Annotated in this window: 14 protein-coding genes, 1 tRNA gene and 1 other RNA gene; 10 read left to right on the plus strand and 6 right to left on the minus strand. The window is 44.2% G+C overall.

The window, feature by feature from the left end; all coding sequences use genetic code 11:
• Nucleotides 1-51 precede the first annotated feature (51 nt).
• Both KN811_RS04530 and ffs read right to left on the minus strand, forming a co-directional pair.
• A complete protein-coding gene (locus KN811_RS04530) occupies nt 52-855 on the minus strand; it encodes an SDR family oxidoreductase (RefSeq protein ID WP_187966785.1) in 804 nt (267 codons plus the stop codon).
• Nucleotides 856-1,061: 206 nt separating this feature from the next.
• Nucleotides 1,062-1,160: signal recognition particle sRNA small type (gene ffs / locus KN811_RS04535), an RNA gene on the minus strand.
• Between the two features lie 89 nt (nt 1,161-1,249).
• Here ffs and KN811_RS04540 point away from each other — a divergent pair.
• Both KN811_RS04540 and KN811_RS04545 read left to right on the plus strand, forming a co-directional pair.
• Nucleotides 1,250-2,290: a glutaminyl-peptide cyclotransferase gene (locus KN811_RS04540; RefSeq protein ID WP_187966784.1), complete on the plus strand. Its 1,041-nt coding sequence runs from the start codon at nt 1,250-1,252 to the stop codon at nt 2,288-2,290.
• 34 nt (nt 2,291-2,324) lie between these two features.
• Nucleotides 2,325-2,651: a DMT family transporter gene (locus KN811_RS04545; RefSeq protein WP_187966783.1), complete on the plus strand. Its 327-nt coding sequence runs from the start codon at nt 2,325-2,327 to the stop codon at nt 2,649-2,651.
• Here the strand turns inward: KN811_RS04545 and pepE are convergent.
• Nucleotides 2,631-3,356: a dipeptidase PepE gene (pepE, locus tag KN811_RS04550; RefSeq protein WP_187966782.1), complete on the minus strand. Its 726-nt coding sequence runs from the start codon at nt 3,354-3,356 to the stop codon at nt 2,631-2,633. The genes KN811_RS04545 and pepE overlap by 21 nt on opposite strands.
• 205 nt (nt 3,357-3,561) lie before the next feature.
• Here pepE and KN811_RS04555 point away from each other — a divergent pair, with 205 nt between their 5' ends.
• From KN811_RS04555 to KN811_RS04580, 6 genes are all read left to right on the plus strand, one after another.
• Nucleotides 3,562-4,296, plus strand: a complete 735-nt coding sequence (locus KN811_RS04555; protein ID WP_187966781.1) for a carboxypeptidase-like regulatory domain-containing protein — start codon at nt 3,562-3,564, stop codon at nt 4,294-4,296.
• A 168-nt stretch (nt 4,297-4,464) separates the two neighbouring features.
• Nucleotides 4,465-5,244, plus strand: a complete 780-nt coding sequence (locus KN811_RS04560) for a carboxypeptidase-like regulatory domain-containing protein (protein ID WP_187966780.1) — start codon at nt 4,465-4,467, stop codon at nt 5,242-5,244.
• Nucleotides 5,245-5,260: 16 nt separating this feature from the next.
• Nucleotides 5,261-6,094, plus strand: a complete 834-nt coding sequence (locus tag KN811_RS04565; protein WP_187966779.1) for a carboxypeptidase-like regulatory domain-containing protein — start codon at nt 5,261-5,263, stop codon at nt 6,092-6,094.
• A gap of 25 nt (nt 6,095-6,119) precedes the next feature.
• Nucleotides 6,120-6,623, plus strand: coding sequence for a DUF6702 family protein (locus KN811_RS04570; protein ID WP_187966778.1), 504 nt, complete (start codon nt 6,120-6,122; stop codon nt 6,621-6,623).
• Between the two features lie 69 nt (nt 6,624-6,692).
• Nucleotides 6,693-8,963 carry a M1 family metallopeptidase gene (locus KN811_RS04575; protein ID WP_187966777.1) on the plus strand — a complete coding sequence of 757 codons (2,271 nt, stop codon included), beginning with the start codon at nt 6,693-6,695 and terminating at the stop codon, nt 8,961-8,963.
• A gap of 388 nt (nt 8,964-9,351) precedes the next feature.
• Nucleotides 9,352-9,424 (plus strand) — tRNA-Pro (locus KN811_RS04580).
• 104 nt (nt 9,425-9,528) lie between these two features.
• Here KN811_RS04580 and KN811_RS04585 read toward each other — a convergent pair.
• A complete protein-coding gene (locus KN811_RS04585; protein ID WP_187966776.1) occupies nt 9,529-10,467 on the minus strand; it encodes an alpha/beta hydrolase in 939 nt (312 codons plus the stop codon).
• Nucleotides 10,468-10,799: 332 nt separating this feature from the next.
• On the opposite strand from KN811_RS04585, the gene KN811_RS04590 reads away from it, so the two are divergent.
• Together KN811_RS04590 and KN811_RS04595 are read left to right on the plus strand one after the other, a co-directional pair.
• Nucleotides 10,800-11,903: a helix-turn-helix domain-containing protein gene (locus KN811_RS04590; protein WP_187966775.1), complete on the plus strand. Its 1,104-nt coding sequence runs from the start codon at nt 10,800-10,802 to the stop codon at nt 11,901-11,903.
• A 245-nt stretch (nt 11,904-12,148) separates the two neighbouring features.
• A complete protein-coding gene (locus KN811_RS04595; RefSeq protein WP_247716394.1) occupies nt 12,149-14,578 on the plus strand; it encodes a TonB-dependent receptor domain-containing protein in 2,430 nt (809 codons plus the stop codon).
• Nucleotides 14,579-14,687: 109 nt separating this feature from the next.
• Here KN811_RS04595 and KN811_RS04600 read toward each other — a convergent pair whose 3' ends face one another.
• A complete protein-coding gene (locus KN811_RS04600) occupies nt 14,688-15,824 on the minus strand; it encodes an efflux RND transporter periplasmic adaptor subunit (RefSeq protein WP_187966232.1) in 1,137 nt (378 codons plus the stop codon).
• A gap of 4 nt (nt 15,825-15,828) precedes the next feature.
• Nucleotides 15,829-20,205, minus strand: coding sequence for a CusA/CzcA family heavy metal efflux RND transporter (locus KN811_RS04605; protein ID WP_187966231.1), 4,377 nt, complete (start codon nt 20,203-20,205; stop codon nt 15,829-15,831).
• Nucleotides 20,206-20,267 lie beyond the last annotated feature (62 nt).

Consider the following 20,267-nt stretch of genomic DNA (forward strand, 5'->3'; position numbering starts at 1 on the left):
ATCCCATGTGTTTTTCTTAAAAAAAACGATATGGTATTAAAGACTACAAAACTACAATTTATAATGGTTCATCAGCAATCTTTCATATACTTTATCCGGTAAAATACGTTTCAGGACTATCGAAAATTTCTGCATGGAGGCCCCTACTTTATAATGTATTCTCGGCGATCCGCTTTGTATGATAGCGTATACGGCCCGGGCCATCTGTTCCGGGTCACTGCCGGAATCGACATGTTCGTCCATGGTCTGCAGGGTATTCCCATAAGTTTCGCGATAGGGAGAACTTTCTTTCAACGGGGCATGGTACCTTCCTGCGGCAATATTAGTGGCAAAATCACCCGGGGCCACATTGACCGCCTGTATACCAAACTTCTTGATCTCCATGCTCAGGGTTTCAGTGATGAGTTCCAGCGCTCCTTTTGAAGCGGAATACACCCCCCTGTAAGGCAATCCCATATATCCTGCAATAGAGGTGACATTGATAATAAGGCCGCTTCCCTGTTCCCGCATATGGGGCAGTACAGATCTTATAACCCGCACAGGACCGAAAACATTGATTTCAAAGTTGTTTTTAACCTCTTCGTCCGGAATCTCTTCCAGCGGACCGGTAATGCCAACCCCGGCGTTGTTGATCAATACATCGACACGTGACTCTTCCTTAACCACACTATTCACTGCCTGCTCAACGCTCTCTTCTTCCCGGACATCCATTCTCAGCAATGGAAAAGCAGATCCGGTCACCCTTTCCGGGTTCCTGCTGGTACCGTAAACCCTGTACCCCCTGGCAGTCAGAAATTCTCCGATAGATTTGCCGATCCCCGACGACCCGCCGGTAATTAAGACCACTTGTGACATAGATTTTATCGTATTTTTATCCCATTGCGGAACGAGCAAACGAAGATAATTTTTTTCAGGTAAAAAACTCGGGGATTATTTGGAAAAATAAGATAATGCGATATGAAGCAATAAGTTTTGAAGTTGTTCATTAATAATCCGCACTAACTCCAGGACTCCAAAACTAAAAACCAATTGCCCAAAAGAAGGAAAATTCAGGGCACAAAAAAAGGCAAGCTACCTACATCGCACCGCTACAACCACATACCCTTGCTGCGTTCCCGCCCTGGGGGATTCTGCAGGAGCTGGTCGTGTAGGACTTGCCGGGTGCAAAGGTACGGCTTTTTTATATTTTCCCAAAGGTTTCACCATCTTAATTTTATTGAATAAATTGCCATCCCTTAAACTTATTTTTATGAAAATGCTCAAATGGCTAACTATCAATATGCTGCTTTGTTTCTTTATGGCCTGTAACGGGAACAAGACCTCGAAAAAGTTTTCCATACGGCTCGGAGAAGGACAGGAAAAGGTAAAATACAACCATAGCCTGAAAGCAGATATCGTCAACAGGAAAAAGCTCGAGATCGATTCGGTGGCTTACAGTATTGACGGCAACAGGCTGCATGCCGAAGGGAATGAACTACTCATAAAGGACATCCACCTGGGACACCAGACCCTCGATGCCGTGATATATTACGAAGGCACCTCCGAAAAGATCTCGAAAACAATAACCGTGCTTTCCGAAAAGGCCCCGAAAATATACACCTACACCATTCTCAACGAATATCCCCATGACGATAACGCCTTTACACAGGGGCTGGAGTTTTATAAGGACACCCTCTATGAGAGCACAGGCAGAAATGGTCAGTCCTCCCTCCGGAAAGTAGATTACAAAACGGGGAAGGTCCTGAAGAAAAAAGACCTTAAAGACGAGCATTTCGGAGAAGGCCTTACCATTATGAACGATAAGATATATCAACTCACCTGGAGGGCAAAGATCGGTTTTGTATATGATATGGCCTTTAACAAAATAAAGGACTTTTCTTATGGCCACAGCAAAGAAGGCTGGGGACTGTGCAATGACGGTACCCGTATCTATAAAAGTGACGGTACCGAAAAAATATGGATACTGGATCCGGAAACTCTCGAAGAAAAAGACCATATAGAGACTGTGACCAACACCTCTGTCTTTTCCCGGGCCAACGAACTGGAATATGCCAGGGGTAAAATATATGCCAATACCTGGCAAAAGGACGGGGTAATGATCATAAACCCGGAAACAGGCGCCATCGAAGGCGTGGTCGATTTCCGGGGGCTTAAGAAAAAGGTCACCCAAAGTCAAAACCTCGATGTACTCAACGGCATTGCCTATCATTCCGGCAATGATTCTTTTTTTATCACAGGCAAAAACTGGGACAAGATCTTCGAGGTAAAGATCGTCGAAAAGAAAGAATGATCATTATCTTTTAATATATAATACCCGAAAACAAATGCAATGGATAATTCTTGTTATAGCCGGCCTGTTTGAAGTAGGTTTTACGTTCTGCCTCGGAAAGGCCAAGGAAACCACGGGCAATACATCCTATCTCTGGATCACCGGATTTTTCCTCACACTATCTGTAAGCATGTACCTCCTTTACCGCGCTACACAGGTACTGCCCATCGGCACTGCTTATGCCGTATGGACAGGTATAGGCGCTGTGGGTACAGTACTGGTAGGCATAGTATTTTTCAAGGAGCCTGCCGATTTCTGGAGGTTGTTTTTTATTACCACCCTTATCGCTTCCATCATCGGGCTAAAGGTCTTTTCGCACTGATGGCCAGAAGTTAAGCCTATTGCCGCTTTCCAGTTCGTACGGCGCTTTGCCCTGTTCGAATATCCGGGCGGCAAGGGCGCCCTCGAGCGTAATGTCATCGCCTTCCACGTACAGCCAGCTCCCCTCCCGAAGGCCCACAACAGGCTGGGTGTTCTGTTTATGGAATTCCTTAATACGTGTTTCCCGTGTTTCGCCCATGTGTTTACTGCCCGGTAACGGATCCAGGTAATGCGGATTGATATTAAAAGGCACTAACCCGAGGGTCTTAAAACTCGGCGGGTATATGATGGGCATATCGTTGGTGGTCTGCATCGTAAGCCCGGTAATATTGGCCCCGGCGCTGGTGCCGAAATACCGGGTGCCGTTCCACACCGCTTCGCGGAGCGGTTCCATGATCCCGGTCCTGTAAAGTTGTGATACCAGTAAAAAAGTATTGCCACCACCTGTAAACACCGCTTTTGCTTCGTTTACCGCTTTTACAGGGTCTGCACAGGTGTGGATTCCTGTTATTTTTTTGCCTGTGCTTTCAAAACCTTTCCGGACCGCTTCCGTATATTCGTCATGCGATATGCCTCCGGGCCTGGCATAGGGAATAAAGAGGATCTCATCAGTTTTTGCAAAAAAGGTTTCGAGCCGGGGTAAAATATATGACAGGTAAGTTCCACCGTGTACCGTGGATGTACTGGCTATAATAAGGTTCTTCATGAAGCTGTTTTTCGCGTAATTCCTTTAACGAGATTTTTTGTAAATTTAAATATTGTATTTAACAAAACTTTAATTGCCGTACAGTTTTTTTTCCGGTAATCTTGTGTTTTCTTTACCCCTAAGTAAAACCAAACATCGCCTGTACGAAAGAAATTTCCATTTCGGGAACCTGTACACAACTGACATACAAACCAAAAACGACCCGATGCAAAAAATACTGCTTATCCTTGCCCTCATCTGTACGCTGACCACATACGCCCAAAACGACGAAAGGGTCATTCTACGAGGGAAAGTACTGTACAGGAACACCAGTGTAGCTAACCAGAACGTTATCAATATTACTACAGAAAAGGCCACAACCACCAACCAGGATGGGGAGTTTGAAATACTTGTAAAGTCCGGTGACCAGGTGGTGTTTTCCGCGGTGAACTACCAGCTAAAAAGCGTGAAGATCAATGACGATATATTAAAGAACAACCGCCTGGTGGTAGAAGTTAATGAAAAAGTGACTGAGCTGGATGAAGTGGTCATAACCCCCGAAAACCGGGAAAAATTCCTGGAGCTCAAAGGTGAAGAATTTAAGCAGTTCGATTATGAGGGAGATTATTCCTCCAACGTACCGAACATGGCAACGCCCGAACACCAATTGCAAAACGGTGTCAATTTCGTAAATATTTTCAAGGCACTTTTCCTCTCTAAAAAGGAAGCGGAAGAAGGTCCCAAAAAACAACTCAAGGTCAGCGAGGTGTTGCGACAGGTATATGACGATGAGTTCTTTGTGCTGGACCTGAAGGTCCCCCAGGACAAAATAGACGACTTCCTGTATTATTGTGATACTAAGATACCCCGCCAGTCACTCCTGCGAAAAGACAATGAATTTGAGCTCATTGAGTTCCTGGTGAAGCAGAGTGAGGACTACCGTAAATCCATTTCAGAATAACTGTCCCTCGGCTCCGGTTTATCCTGAGCCAGGTCGAAGGGCCCGGAGACCGGTTATGAACCAACCGGAGGGTTGTTGTACTAATAAAATGCACTTTACAGGCAATGTGACCTGTTGTTAGTTTTTATTAATATATCGTACTGTTCCTAAAACATATATCAGAATAGTTTGCAAAGAACGAGAAAAAACAAACTCCTGCTCTTTTTCCTGCCCTTTTCACTATGTGGTATCCAGGCTCAAAACACATTAAAAGGAAAAGTTGAAAGCCTCTCTTCAGATATAGAAGGGGTGCATGTCATCAACAAGACTTCCGAAACTGCTACCATTACAGATGCCGGCGGTTATTTTGAGATCCCGGTACGGGAAGGGGACACTGTACTGTTCTCGGCTGTTCAGTTTCACAATGAGAAAATTGCCATCACAGCAGAAATACTGAACACTCCCTTATTCACCATTCATCTCAGGCCGCAGGTTACCGAACTGGACGAAGTGGTCCTCAAAAACCTTACAGGAAACCTGACTACGGACCTTCGAAAGATAAAAACAGACAGTGTTAATGCAATGACCCTGGGATTCCCCAATGCACATAAACAACCTTTGAGTCAAGCCGAAAGAAAATTGAGAGAAGCGACTACCGGAGGCGGAATAGTACCGTTAAACCCTCTGATCAACGCTATAACCGGACGGACCAAAAGGTTAAAAAAACACGTACGGCTGGAAAAAGAAACAGAAAAGATCGAACAGATCCGAAAAACAATTCAACCTCATGTTTTCACTTCTATGGGCATACCCGGGGACAAGGTATACGATTTCCTGTTCTATTGCTCGAAACAGGAAGACTATGACCATATAAAAAACATCGACGACCCCATATCCCTGATCGAGTCCCTGAAAGTCAAGGCAGAACAATATATAAAAGAGAACGCCCCCGACTCATTAAAACACTGAACCCCGGGAATGCGCTATGGCTAAAAAACCTAAAACATACCACAGCAGCACTTCGGACTGCAGAAAAAAACTCGCAGTATTCCTCTTTGTCCTTCCCTTTTCTCTCTGTGATCTCTACGCTCAAAACAATCTGAAAGGAAAAGTGGAAAGTCTCTCTTCCGATGTAGAAGGGGTGCATGTCATCAATAAGACTACAAATACCGCCACTATCACCAACAGCCAAGGTTTTTTTTCCATCCCGGCAGCTTCCGGTGATACCCTGTTGTTTTCTGCTGTCCAGTTCCGGGAAAAAGAAATTGTTATTTCCGGAGCTCATACAGATCAATTCCCGCTTATTGTAGAACTGGAAGAACAGGTCACCGAACTGGATGAGGTTATCCTGAAAAACCTCACCGGAAACCTCACATCAGACCTCCGGAATGCCAGGACAGACAGTGTCAATGCCATGAGCCTGGGACTGCCTAATGCTCATATAATTCCCCGAACGAAATCGGAAAGGAAATTGTACGCTGCTACCGATTTGGATTTCGACCCATTAAGATCAATCTCCATAAAGATCGACCCCTTGATCAACATCCTGTCCGGTCGTACTAAAAAACTTAAAAACCGTCTTTATCTGGAAAATAAAACTACACAACTGGAAAAAATACACACCAGGTATGGCGAAGAATTTTTTATTTCCTCGGGAATCGTTCCAGAAAAGATATACGATTTTTTATACTTTTGTTCCGTACAGCCGGAATATGACCGGATCATAAAGGCCAACGATCGGATGGCATTGTCCCGGTTTTTAAAAGTACAGGCCGTCCGGTATAAGGAGGTCAATGATCCCTCCGCCACGAAAGATTAGCTTTCTTTACCTTTTATCCACATTTATGCATACCTTAAAGAAAATATCCGTTTTAGCCCTGTTCCTTCCACTGTTTGCCTTTGTCAATGCGCATAAGTTTTATGTGAGTACTTCCAACGTCCGGTACAGTGAAAAGGAGAAGGCCGTACAGATCATTTCCCGGGTATTTGCAGACGACCTGGAAAAGACCATAGATCAGCGGTATGGCATACGGTCCAGATTAGCTACCCCGAAAGAAGACCCGAAAGCGGACACCTATCTCGAAAGGTATTATACCGATAAATTCATCGTCAAGGTGGATGGTAAAACAAAAAAATTCCGGTTTATCGGCAAGGAATACAAGGAGGGTATGATCGTATCTTACCTGGAGATCCCGGATACTCCGCTACCCTCTTCCCTGGAAATCGAAAACAGGCTTTTATACGAAACCTACCCGGAACAGCAGAATATCGTACATATCCGGGCAAAAAATATCCGGAAGAGCTTTCTCCTGCTCAGGGACGACGACCATTGCCTGTTAAATTTATAACCGGAAGAAGCCTATTTTGAAAAAATAATTAATTTGCAACATTATTTCACCGACTAACACAACTCAGGTATGAATTCAGTTAAAACATTTTTCTCCTCTTTCCTGGCCCTGGCCTTACTCACCGGGACCTACGCCCAGGAAGAACCGCCGCAACAGCAACAGGGGCATATAAACAAGAACAAATTCCGCCAGATGTACCAGGAATTCAGTTCGCCCAATATGTTCCGCACAGCTTCGGGAGCACCCGGGCCTGCGTATTACCAGCAGCAGGCGGATTATAAAATGGACATAGAACTCGACGACAAAAATCAGAAATTATACGGGGAAGAGATTATTACCTACACAAATAACTCTCCGGACAAGCTGGAATATCTCTGGGTACAACTGGACCAAAACATCCGATCCAAAAATTCTCCAGCCCTGGACCGGAACAGCGAAAAAATGACCCCGGCCGAAACTCCGGATAGATTTACCGATAAATACCTGAAAGAACCTTTCGATGGTGGCTTTAACATCGAATATGTAAAAGATTCCAAAGGTAAGCCCCTGCCCTACACCATCAATTATACCATGATGCGCATTGATATCCCCCAGCCCCTGCAACCCGGGGAAAAGATATCTTTTTCTATTAAATGGTGGTATAATGTAAACAACCACGTAACGGACAGGGCCCGAAGTGGCTATGAGCACTTCCCGAAAGACGGTAACAACACCTATGTAATAGCCCAGTTCTTCCCGAGAATGGCCGTGTATAACGATACCGAAGGATGGCAGAACTACCAGTTCTGGGGCAGCGGGGAATTTGCCCTGCCGTTCGGGAATTACGAAGTGAACATCACCGTTCCGGCCGATCATATGCTCGAGGCTACCGGGGAATTGCAAAACCGCAAAGACGTGTTTACCAAGACCATGATGAAACGCTATGAAAAGGCTACACGATCCTTTGACGAACCGGTGGTGATCGTAACCCAGGAAGAGGTAGAAGCCAGGGAGAAATCCTTTTCCAAAAAGAAAAATACCTGGAAATTCAGGGCAGAAAGTGTCAGGGATTTTGCCTTTGCCACTTCCCGCAAATTTATATTCGATGCCATGGCCGTGAAAATGGGTAACCGGACCGTTATGGCCGAATCCCTGTACCCTAAAGAAGGTAATCCGCTGTGGGAGGAATATTCTACCAGGGTGGTAGCCCATACACTGAAGTCGTATTCCAGCCATACTTTCGATTATCCCTATCCGAAGGCCATTTCCGTACATGCCAGGAACCAGGGTATGGAATATCCCATGATCTGCTGGAACTACGGTCGCCCGGATGAGGACGGTACTTATTCCGACAGGGTAAAATACGGGATGATCAGTGTTATTATCCATGAAATAGGCCACAACTTCTTCCCCATGATCGTCAATTCCGATGAACGCCAATGGGGCTGGATGGACGAAGGGCTGAATACTTTCCTGCAATACCTCACCGAACAGACCTTTATGGAAAATTACCCGTCCAGAAGGGGAAAACCTTCCTCTATGGTAACTTATATGAAGGGAAACCAGGATTATATCGCACCCATTATGAGCAATCCGGAAAACGTATACCAATTAGGCAACAATGCCTATGGCAAACCCGCAGCCGGACTTACCATACTCCGCGAAACCATCATGGGCCCCGAACTGTTTGATTATGCCTTTAAGACCTATGCACAGCGCTGGATGTTCAAACACCCCAATCCGGAAGACTTTTTCCGCACCATGGAAGATGCATCGGGAGTGGAACTGGACTGGTTCTGGAGAGGATGGTTCTACACCACCGACCAGGTAGACATGGGCGTAAAGGAAGTTAAAAAATTCTTTGTCTCCCCTACCCCCAGTGACAAGGTCAAAGAAGTCATGGCAGAACGGAACGTACCGAAAGACATGCCCCTGGTCTTCCTGGCCGAAGAAGGTGCCGAAAACTTTGACGAAACGCTCAGGAACGGTTCTCTCCTGGAACATTCTACCCCGCTGAACGAATATATTATGGACAATTTTAGCCCCGAAGAACGTGCCGGGCTAAAACAACCCAAGTATTTCTACGAGATCACCTTTGAAAAACCCGGAGGCATGCCTATGCCGCTCATCGTGGAATACACCTATGCCGACGGCAGTAAGAAAACCGTAAGATATCCTGTGGAACTATGGAGAATGAACGACGCCGAAGCCTCCAAGGTCATCGCTGCAGACAAAGAGATCACTCAGATCACGGTAGACCCGAAAGAGGAAACTGCAGATGTGGAGACTTCCAATAACTACTGGCCGCGAAAGGAAAAAACATCGGAATTCGAGGCCTTTAAGAATCGAAACAAAAAATAACTTCCATACAGCGGGCGCTCCGGATCATCAGGGCGCCCGATTTATTTATGATAATTCCCTAAAACATTCCCTGAACAGCCATCCCCAAAAGGCATATAGGGTTTATTAGCTATTTTCATCCATCAATTCTACCTGTTGTTCCGGGTTGTGATATCTGCTGGTAAAAGGATCAAAAGCAAAATAGATGGCTATAAAAAGCTCAGCACGGTGTAAAAATTGCAATATCCGAAAATACACATAATCAGCAGGCTAATAAAAACAAGGATTTTTGTTTATCAATTATGTTTTCCACTTTACATTTTTTCTGTATATTCGCGCAGCATTTGGGATGAGGCTATCCCGGCAAAGGGAATAACGCATAAGTAACCCTTTAAAAAGCCACAATTTTCGGGGTGTGGCGCAGTTGGTAGCGTACACGCATGGGGTGCGTGTGGTCGCTGGTTCGAGTCCAGTCACCCCGACTTTTCAGTATCAAAAGCATTGTTAATCTATTGATTTTCAATGCTTTTTTTATGGGACTGATATTCATCTTATTTCGTTTTAAGGGATCATTACAACATTATAACTATTTCGATTCGAAAAATAATTGAACTTCGTCATAGAGTGCAAAACGGTTTTTTTCGAGATGTAAAACATGAGTTCCCCTATCTATGACCACATATCTTTTTGAAGGCGCATTCTCCATTTGTCCAAACAGTTTTTCCGCATCATCAAAATTAAAAGTCGTGTCCCATTCTCCCCTAATCAACAAAGTTGGATTTTTAATCTTGCGAGGGTCGAAAAAACAGTTTCCATTCCAGCAATCGAACAGATCAGCTTCCCATGCAGATGGAAATCGGACGGAAAAAGGGTTCCTGGTTTTTGAAGTGGGGTCGCTGTCCAGCCATTTGTCTCCCCATTTATCAAGCACTTCGCTTTCCAGGGTCATCTCCCTTCCTTCGGGAATCCTGCTTATAAATTGTTCCACTCTTTCTCCGGGTGTTAAATCTTTATACGACACTTTTGTTTTATCCCATTTGGTTGTTCCGTTTCTTTGTATGAATGGAGCAAACAAAACGAGTTTATCTATTTTTTCGGGAAATAATGATGCGTAATGTCCGGACACTGCTGCTCCCCAGGAATGCCCGATAAGGTTAATTTTTGAAACGCTCAGCTCCGTTAAAATATAATTGATGGCAATATCCATATCTTTTACAACTTCTTCTCCCCTGCCAATACTTTCATTTTCTGCATTCTTACCGGACATATAATCATATCTGTCAGATTTTCCGTAACCCAAAAAATCCAGGGCATATACCTCATAACCGGCATCAGCCAAATTGTCCATCCATGAAATTTCATTCATGCGAAATCCGAAAGCCAGTTCAGAAGGGAAAGACGCCCCGTGAATGAAGAGAACAGCTTCTCCCAGTTTTTTACGTTCTGGTCTCAGATGTGATAAATTGATGCTCTTCCCTTTTATTCTACTTTCTATCTTAATGTCAACAGGGTCGGTATTTTTCATTGAGCTACAAGATAAGATTGCCAATAAAACCAATAAATATGCTATTTTCTTCATGTAAATAAATTTTACCGATAAAGATAAGGCGGCAAAAAAGTGATTAGTTCATCACAAAATGAAATATGATATCGCCATAGGTATTGTACCTGGATTCTTCCCGCGGATGACACAGATTTACGCAAAAGACAATAAAAATCTGCGTCATCTGTGGTATCTGCGGGCTTTTTCAAGTTAGGTCATAAGTTTGTTCCATAATTCTTAAACAGAATTTTATTACTTTTAAAATTTCAATTCACAAACGAAAATCAGGCCATGTGCCTATACATAGTTGGTAGATGAATATAGGCGAACTGATCAGTGACATAGGAAAAATAGTGGTCTTTTTAATGGTGCTGCTGTCAATTTACCTGTTTACGGTAAAGTCGGAAAAAAGGCTGTCCAACAGGTTATTTGCATTATTCCTGATCATTACCTCTTTGGACTTAACAGGCTTCTTTATTAATCTTTGGGGAAGTTACCCGAATCTTTATCTCCTGAAAAGGGCATCCGTCTATTTGCAGCTACCCCTGTTTTATTTTTATGTATTATCCGTATGCTTTAACGATTTTAGTTTAAAGCGAAAACATGCCTGGCATTTCCTGTTGTTCTTTGTGTTCCTTGTCTTTTTTAAAATAACTTCATTTTCAGCGCAAAGCGTATCGGTTTTTCAAATTATTGCAGAAATACAATACTACGCTTATATGATAGCCATACTGGTAGTGCTGTATAGATATAAAAGAACGTATCTGAAGAATTATTCCAATGTAGATCATTCCGTCTACAAGTGGTTGTTCCAGGTCACCATGTTGTTTTTGATCGCACATATTTTCGTAATTGCAAAACAATTCTTCCCCTATTCCGGGAACAATGATTTTTTGCTCCATATAAACATGGTCATTAGCGTTAATATATTGCTGATCACATCCTGGTTTGTTCTAAAGGCTTTGTACCGTCCCCATATTTTTAACAGCGTCCCGTTATCCGGTTTCTTAGAAGAGATCCCATCAGCAAGGAAAAAGGAGAAAGCTACCGTGTATGGAAATGACGGGAGAGATTCCCTGGAAATGAAAAGGCTCCTCGATCATATGAAAAAAGAGAAACCTTACCTGGATTGTGATCTAACGCTGCAAAAGCTCTCTTCTCAAACCAATATTCCCGAAAAAGAATTGTCAGCACTTATAAACCGTAACCTAGGGATGCATTTTTTTGATTTTGTCAACGATTACAGGATCAATGATGCCAAAGCCATACTGAAAGACCCCGATCAAAAAGACCTGACCACCCTGGAGATCCTTTACCAGGTAGGGTTTAATTCGAAATCTTCTTTTTATACGGCATTTAAGAAAAACACCCAGCAAACACCAAAACAATTCAAAAAGGAACATCTTTCCAAAAAGTAGTCCTTAAAATCGGACTGATCTTTCCCATAAAAAAGAGTTCGACTTTATATAATCGGACTTTTTTATCACTCTTTCTGTTCATTTTTGCCTCTAAATAAAACCTTTTGTATAGTAGTCCTGTTTATACGGTGAATAGTTTAAAACAAAAGATGAAAACAGATTGTAGCTAACTGTAAACTGTAATATTTAACGATCTGACCAATCTTTAAACAAATACTATGCATTTGGGGAAAAAATATTCAAAAATGAAAGTGAGCTCCTTAACCGTTTTATTTTCCAAACTTAAAGTGATAAGAACGAACAGCTATTTAGTGTTCTCATTGTTATGTCCGTTTTTCGGTTTTTCACAGTTTTCCTTAACAGGAAATGTAAAAGACGAGACCGACCCGGTTGCATATGCCAATGTCGTATTGCAAGGTGACGAAGGAAAACTCATTGCCGGAACGATCACCGATGAAAGAGGAAATTTTGAGATCATTGCGGATAATGGTATTTATACACTGCTCATATCTTTTATGGGCTATAAGGATTATAAAAAAGAAATAACGCTGAACGGGGACATCTCAGTCGGGGAAATCCGGTTGCAGGAAAACGTAGGTCAGTTGGACGAAGTGGTTATAACGGGCCAAAGACCGCTCATAGAACAAAAGCCCGATCGGTTGGTATACAATGTGGAAAACAGTATTTCTTCCATCGGGGGCAATGCAGCAAACGTTCTGGCCACTGCTCCGGGGCTGATGGTAGCAAACAACTCGATAACGATGCTCGGGAGGGGAGCGCCCCGGGTAATGATAAACGGACGAATGCTGGAACTGACCGGGGACGAACTGATGGGTTTCCTGAACAGCCTGTCTGCTGATGATATAAAGAATATTGAAATTATCACCACTCCACCGGCCCGGTATGACGCCGAAGGCAATGGCGGGCTTATTAACATTAACCTGCGGAAAGGGGTTGCCAATTCCTGGAAGAACACCCTTACCACCGCTTACGACCAAAACACCTACAGTGTTTTTTCAATACGGAACAATTTTTACTATAACAAAGACAAACTTCGGTTTTCAGTCGGCATTGGAGGCAAAACCGGGGATTTCAGGGGAAAGCAAAAAATAAACACCTTCTACCCGGATGGTACATGGAAACTAAACTATAATTCAAGGAATCAGAGGGACAATATATCCGGGCGTACTACCCTGGATTATGATATTTCCGATAATATCAGTGTGGGAGGCCAATATATGGGAGATTATAGTATTCCTGATATGGACAGGACCACGATCATAGGGATCCATAACGCTTCCGAAACCTTAGATTCCTTTCTCATCAACACGGGGTATAATGACAGAAGCACAAAAAACCATACATATAATGCACATTTAATTGCGAAACTGGACACTTTAGGCAGAAAGGTCTCTTTCGATTTCGACTATTTCAATTACAATGCAGAAAGTGATAATCGTTTTCTGGCTGAAACTTTTACGCCTGAGATGGAGTTTTTAAATGTTAATATGTCTGCCCGGAATACATCGGGTATGGCCATTGATAACTTCAGCTATAAAGTGGATATGGAACATCCGCTCAATTTTCTAAACCTGTCTTACGGCGCAAAATTCAGTTTTATAGATACCGGGGCGGATGTAAAATTTTTTAATACCGAAACAGGAGATGAAATATTAGACCCCGATCAATCTAATATATTTGACTATAAAGAAAATACCCAGGCTGCTTATGTAAATGGGACAAAAAACTGGGGCGATACGTGGAGTGTGCAACTGGGGCTTAGACTGGAAAACACGCAGACCGAAGGGGTTTCAGAAACTCTGGGCCAATCCAATAAAAATGACTACTTAAAGCTGTTTCCCTCCTTTTATGTTTCCTATCAAAAAAATGAGAACCATATGTATTCCCTGAATTATGGAAAACGGATAAACCGACCGGGATTCTGGATGCTCAACCCTTTCCGTTATTATATAAGCAGTAACAGTTATGCTGAAGGCAATCCGTTTTTACAACCCTCTTTCAGCGATAATTTTGAATTTACGCATATGTATAAAGGCAAATTGAGGACCAACCTGTCCCTGAATATCACCACAGATGGGTTTGGAACTGTTTTTACGGCAGTTCCCGAAGAAAATATACAGATCATTACCCGTGAGAACTATTACAAACAATACCAGTTTGGATGGTCTGAAAGCTATACCGCCGATATCACTTCGTTCTGGCAGAACCGGAATGCGGTCAATGTGGTAGCTTATAAAACGGATCTATACCCCATTCTCGATGCCGAATCGTCCGATGGTGTACTGTTTTATTTTTCTACAAATAACACTGTTTCCCTGGGAAAATCCACCAAATTACAATTGGATTATTGGTACCATACGCCTTTTAAGTATGGATTGTATGAAATCGGAAAACCGATGTCCAGCCTAAATATAGGTGTTAAACAAAGTATGTTCGACGACAAATTGCAACTGGCGTTGTTATTCAATGATATTCTCAACAGGTCGCAATTACGGGAATACAACTCTGTAGTAAACGGTATAAAACAGTCGTATTATGAAGATAACAGCAACTGTTTTTTCCGTTTTTCACTGATCTATACTTTTGGAAATGACAACACCAATGTAAAGCAAAGGGCTTTCGGAAATGAAGATGAAAGAGGGAGAACGGATTAAGACACCATCCTGAACGGGGGCCAGGTTTTTGTCAGGCAAACCGGCCATTGGTCTGGCCCCGTTCAGGATGGCGTAAATATCTCTTTTAAGACCTCTTTTATATTTTATCTCACTCTTCCCCCTTATTCATGGCCTTCATCAGCAGTGTATAGGCATTTTTTACGACCACCTTTGAAGACGTTGACAAATGACCGGAAAAGATCTGTTTCATACCGTTTTGAATAATCCCGGTCTCAACGGGGATCATTTCATACCTGTCATCGCCTTTTGCTTCGAAAATATAGCTCTTCCCCTTCCAGTCTACAACACCTTCTTCCGGAAGGACCAGGGCTTTTTTGTTTTCCACCTGTATGTCGGCATTGACAAAAAGACCAGGCAGCAGGGCATTGTCATAATTCTCCAGCTTACAAATGACTTCGGATGTCCTGTCATCGTCAAGGCTTTGATTCACATAGGCTATTTTTGCTGCATACCTTTTATCCGGGTTATCATTCGAATATACTTCCACCTGTTGCCCTGCCTTTAAATAAGGCATATCTTTTTCAAAGGCATTGAACGACAACACAATGTCCTTCATATCAATCACTTCAAAAAGCATTTCGGTGGACGAGACATATTTACCTGCATTGACATTGACCTTTGAGACCAGCCCTGTAACCGGCGAAACGATACTTATGGATTTACTGATACCGGAAGCATTAAGCCTGTTCGGATCAATTCCGAGAAGCTCCAGTTTCTGTCCGAGGGATGCCATGGCGATCCGCTGGGTTTCCCTTTCGGCCCTTACCTGTTCGAGGAGCTTGTCACTGCTCGCTTTGCTGGCATTGAGTACTTTCTGCCGGTCATAGGCCTTATCGGCAAGTAAAAATTTTTCCCTGGCGGTGAGATAGTCCTGTTGCAACTGTATGTATTGCATATCTTCAATGACGGCCAGTACCTGTCCTTTTTTGACAGGTGTACCCGGCATGATGTTCGTTTTACGGATATATCCCCCGAGGGGAAAGGTAACATCTACCCGGCTTTGCGGCGATACGGTTACCACGCCTTGTAATTGCAGTATACCGCCGAGTTCTTTTTCGCGTAGATTTCCGATCCCGATATCGGCATTCCTGGCCTGGCCTGTACTGAGTTCCAGTATATTTGACAAAGAGGCGGCAGCGGCCGGTTTCTGTTCTATATTGACTTTCTTGTCACAAGACATGGCAACCGACAGGGCAATGACTATGATTCCTATATATTTCTTCATCGTATTACAAATGATTTAATGTTTGTACGCTAATAACAGCTTTATTATAATTGTTAACAGTATCCAGGTATTCGTTTTTTATGGTGATGGCCTGGTTGACCACCATGACCCATCTGAGGTAGTCAATATCGCCATTTTCGAGCTGGCTGTTGGCTGCATCGATAATGGCCTGTGCGTTGGCCAGCCCTTCCGACTCGTAATATTCAAGGCTTTCCCTGTATTTGAGCAATTCTTTTTCGGCATTGGCCACACGTGCTGAAAGCTCTGCTTTAACCGCATCGGCCTGTGCAAATTGTCTTTGCCATTCGACCTTTGCTGATCTGCTCTGTGCAGACCGGCTTCCGAAGAAAAGGGGAATGCTGAGGCCGGCATTGATGTAATTGAACCTATGCCCGGTGTCGTAATAGACTTCCTGCCCCGAAGCATTGGTCTGCCACCCTGTTATGCTGAGATTGTTATATCCGATGGTGATATCAGGCAGCATACGGGCCCGTTCGGTTTTCCATCGCCATCTCGCAGCTTCGGCTTTATGGCGAGACAATTTCACCCGGGGAAGGTCTTCTGTGTTCCGCTGCTCCGCCAGGGGGCTGAAATCGATCTTTATATGATCTGCAACAGGGACATACATCACGCTGTCCTGCAATACCGCATTAAAAGTGTTACGGGTCATTTCGATATCGCGGGATACCATATTCAGTTGATTGGTATAGAACTGCCGTGCCGACTGTGAAGCACTTTTTTCGAGTATATTGGTCTCCCCGATGCTAAACCTGAGATCGGACTTTTCCTCCATCAGGCGATAGATACTGTCTGCATATTGCAATAACTCTTTTTTGCGCTGAAGCCACACCAATTCATAAAAAAGAGTACGCACACGGGCCTTTGTTTCATAGCCGGTGTGTTCCGTTTGTATTTTTGCCACCATATAATCTTCCGTCAAGGCTTTTTTCCTTCGGGTATAGACCGTGGGAAAATTAAAAGTCTGGCTTATACCGAACCGGGTATCATTGAGCTTGCTGTTAAACTGGCCATAATCGATGTCTATCAGGGTCTTGGGAATATCATAGCCCGACCTGCTCAACAATTCTCTGGACCGCTCATTGTATTGCGCTGCCTTAACACGTTTGTTGTTTTTCATCGCAATTTCAATAGACTCTGACAGGGATACCTCTACGGGTTCCTGCGCCCACAGGTTAGAGCTCATAAACAACCCTATAAGCAACACGGTTAAACCACCGTTTTTCCTTTTTTTCATACTTATGGATGTTTTGGTGTAATAAGACATCAGGTAAATTGCAGGCAATACAAAGAGGGTCAGAAAGGTTGCCGTAATAAGTCCGCCTATGACCACCGTGGCCAGCGGGCGCTGCACTTCCGCTCCTGCCCCGTTGCTGAGGGCCATGGGCAAAAAGCCCAGCGAGGCCACTGCCGCCGTCATCAATACCGGACGGAGCCTCTTTTTGGTACCCGAAAGAACGATCTGCAAAGGATCAGTGACCTCACCCTGTTTCTGGATACGGTTAAATTCGGAGATCAGCACAATACCGTTGAGTACAGCCACTCCAAAAAGGGCAATAAAACCTACTCCGGCAGATATACTGAAAGGCATATCGCGCAGGGCAAGGGCAAACACCCCTCCGATAGCAGACAGGGGAATGGCCGTAAAAATAAGGACACCCTCCTTTATCGATCTGAATGCAAAATACAGCAGGGCAAAGATCAGCAAAAGCGCCACGGGGACCGCAACTCCAAGCCTGTTCTTGGCTTCCTTGAGGTTTTCGAAAGCACCACCGTAGGTGACATAATAGCCAGGATCAAAATTCATCTGCTCATTTACCTTTTGTTCCAGTTCTTCCACAATGCTCTCCACATCACGACCGCGAACATTAAACCCAACTATGATCCGGCGTTTGGCATTTTCCCGCTGTATCTGGTTAGGCCCTTCTACGGCCTCTACCGATGCCACCTGGTATAGCGGTATCTGCATACCTGAAGGCGTAGCTATCAGTAAATTGCGTACATTATTAATATCCCGCCTTTCCTTGTTTTCCATACGGACTACAAGGTCGAAGCGTTTTTCCCCTTCATAAATATTACCGGCCACAGCACCGGCAAAAGCAGCATTTACTGTCCGGTTGATATCCTGTACATAGAGTCCGTATTTGGCCATTTCCGCCCAGTGATAGTCAATGACTATTTGCGGCATCCCTGTGACCTTTTCTACATAAACATCCGCTGTTCCGTCCACAGCACGGCTAATTGTTCCGAGTTGTGTGGCATACCGGGCCAGTTTGTCAAGGTCTTCCCCGTATATTTTGCACACCACATCCTGTTTGGCCCCGGTCATCAGTTCGTTAAAGCGCATCTGCACGGGATACTGAAAACTCGTATTTACGCCGGGGGCTATTTCCTGTGCGGTCTGCCCCATTTTTTCCGCCATTTCCTCAAAAGAAGAAGCACTGACCCATTCCGATTTATCTTTGAGCACCACGATCATATCACCGCCTTCGATAGGCATGGGATCGGTTGGGATCTCGGCACTTCCGATACGGGAGACGACCTGCTCCACTTCCGGGTATTTCTCTTTGAGCCCGGCGGATATTTTCTGAATGGTCTCTGTTGTGGTGGTTAGATTGGTCCCCAGGAGCAGACGGGTTTCCACGGCAAAATCACCTTCCTCGAGCTGCGGTATGAACTCTCCTCCCATCCTGCTGAAAACAAACAGGGCTATGGCAAAAAGTACCAAAGCAGTGGCCACTATGCCTTTCCTGACTTTCAGGGCACGGCGAAGCCATCTTTCGTAAAACCGTTCCAGCTTTGACATCACCCTGTCAGAAAAATTGGGTTTATGACTTACCCTTTTGCTGATAAAAAGAGAACTTATCATCGGAACATAGGTCAGCGAAAGAATAAAGGCCCCTAAAATGGCAAATGCCACCGTTTGCGCCATCGGCTTGAACATTTTGCCTTCAATCCCTTGCAATGATAAAATAGGCAGGTATACGATAAGAATAATGATCTGTCCGAACACAGCGGCATTCATCATACGCGATGCCGATCCGGAAACATCCTCATCCATCTGCTGTTGGGATATACGGCCGATGCCTTTGTATTTTTGCGAAGCATGCAGGTGATGTAATATGGCTTCCACAATAATGACAGCCCCGTCCACGATAAGTCCGAAATCGAGTGCTCCCAGGCTCATCAGATTGCCACTTACCCCGAAAGCATTCATCATAATAACGGCAAAGAGCATGGACAAAGGTATCACCGAAGCCACAATAAATCCGGCCCTCAGGTTCCCCAGGAAAAGTACCAGCACAAAAACGACGATAAGCGCCCCTTCTATAAGGTTCTTCTCCACGGTGCCTATGGCGTTATCGACCATCTTTGTCCGGTCCAGGAACGGCACTATTTTCAGGCCTTCGGGCAGTATCTTTTCTATTTCGGCAACCCTTTCCTTAACGTTATCTACAACAGTATTGGCATTTTCGCCCTTGAGCATCATTACAATACCCCCTACTGCTTCCCCGATATCGTCAGTGGTCAGCGCCCCGTAGCGTATGGCCGATGAAATATTGACATCCGCCACATTCTTGACCAGTACAGGGCTACCGGATTGCGTGGTTTTGATAACTATATGCTGTATATCCTCTATACTTTTTGCCAGGCCGATGCTTCGTATGTACAACACCGCAGGCCCCTTCTCTATATAGGCTCCTCCCGTATTTTCATTGCTCCTGTTCAGGGCGGTAAAAACATCGCTTATGGTAAGGTTGTGTGCCTTGAGCCTTGCAGGGTTTACAGCTACTTCGTATTGTTTTAATTTTCCTCCGAAGGTAGACACATCGGCAACACCAGGTGTGCCGAGCAACTGTCTTTTCACCGTCCAGTCCTGAATGGTACGCAGCTCCGTCAATGAAAATTTGTGCTCATAACCCGGCTGAGGTTTCAGTACATACTGATAGATCTCACCCAGTCCGGTAGTTACGGGAGTCATCTCCGGCGTATTGGCATTTTCGTCTATTTCAACATTTTGCAGGCGTTCGGCTACCTGTTGTCGGGCCCAGTACACATCGACATCATCGTCAAAGACCGTGGTAACTACCGACAGCCCAAACCTGGAAATACTCCGGCTTTCCTTTAGCCGGGGTATATTGCTCATAGCCTGCTCTATGGGGAAAGTAATAAGCCGTTCAACATCTTCACCCCCGAGTGATGGTGCTGTAGTGATGATCTGTACCTGGTTGTTGGTAATATCCGGTACGGCATCAATGGGTAAACGGGTGACTTCATACACGCCATAAACGGTCCACAACAGTATAAATATGCCAACGGCCAGTTTATTTTTAACTGAAAATTGAATAATCCTGTCTAACATAACTTCTTAAATTGAAAATATGGGAAAAGCGGCAACAATCATAAAATGTCGTGCCGTTCTCA

The organism is Sinomicrobium weinanense (assembly GCF_018863395.1).
Taxonomy (GTDB): Bacteria; Bacteroidota; Bacteroidia; order Flavobacteriales; family Flavobacteriaceae; genus Sinomicrobium; species Sinomicrobium weinanense.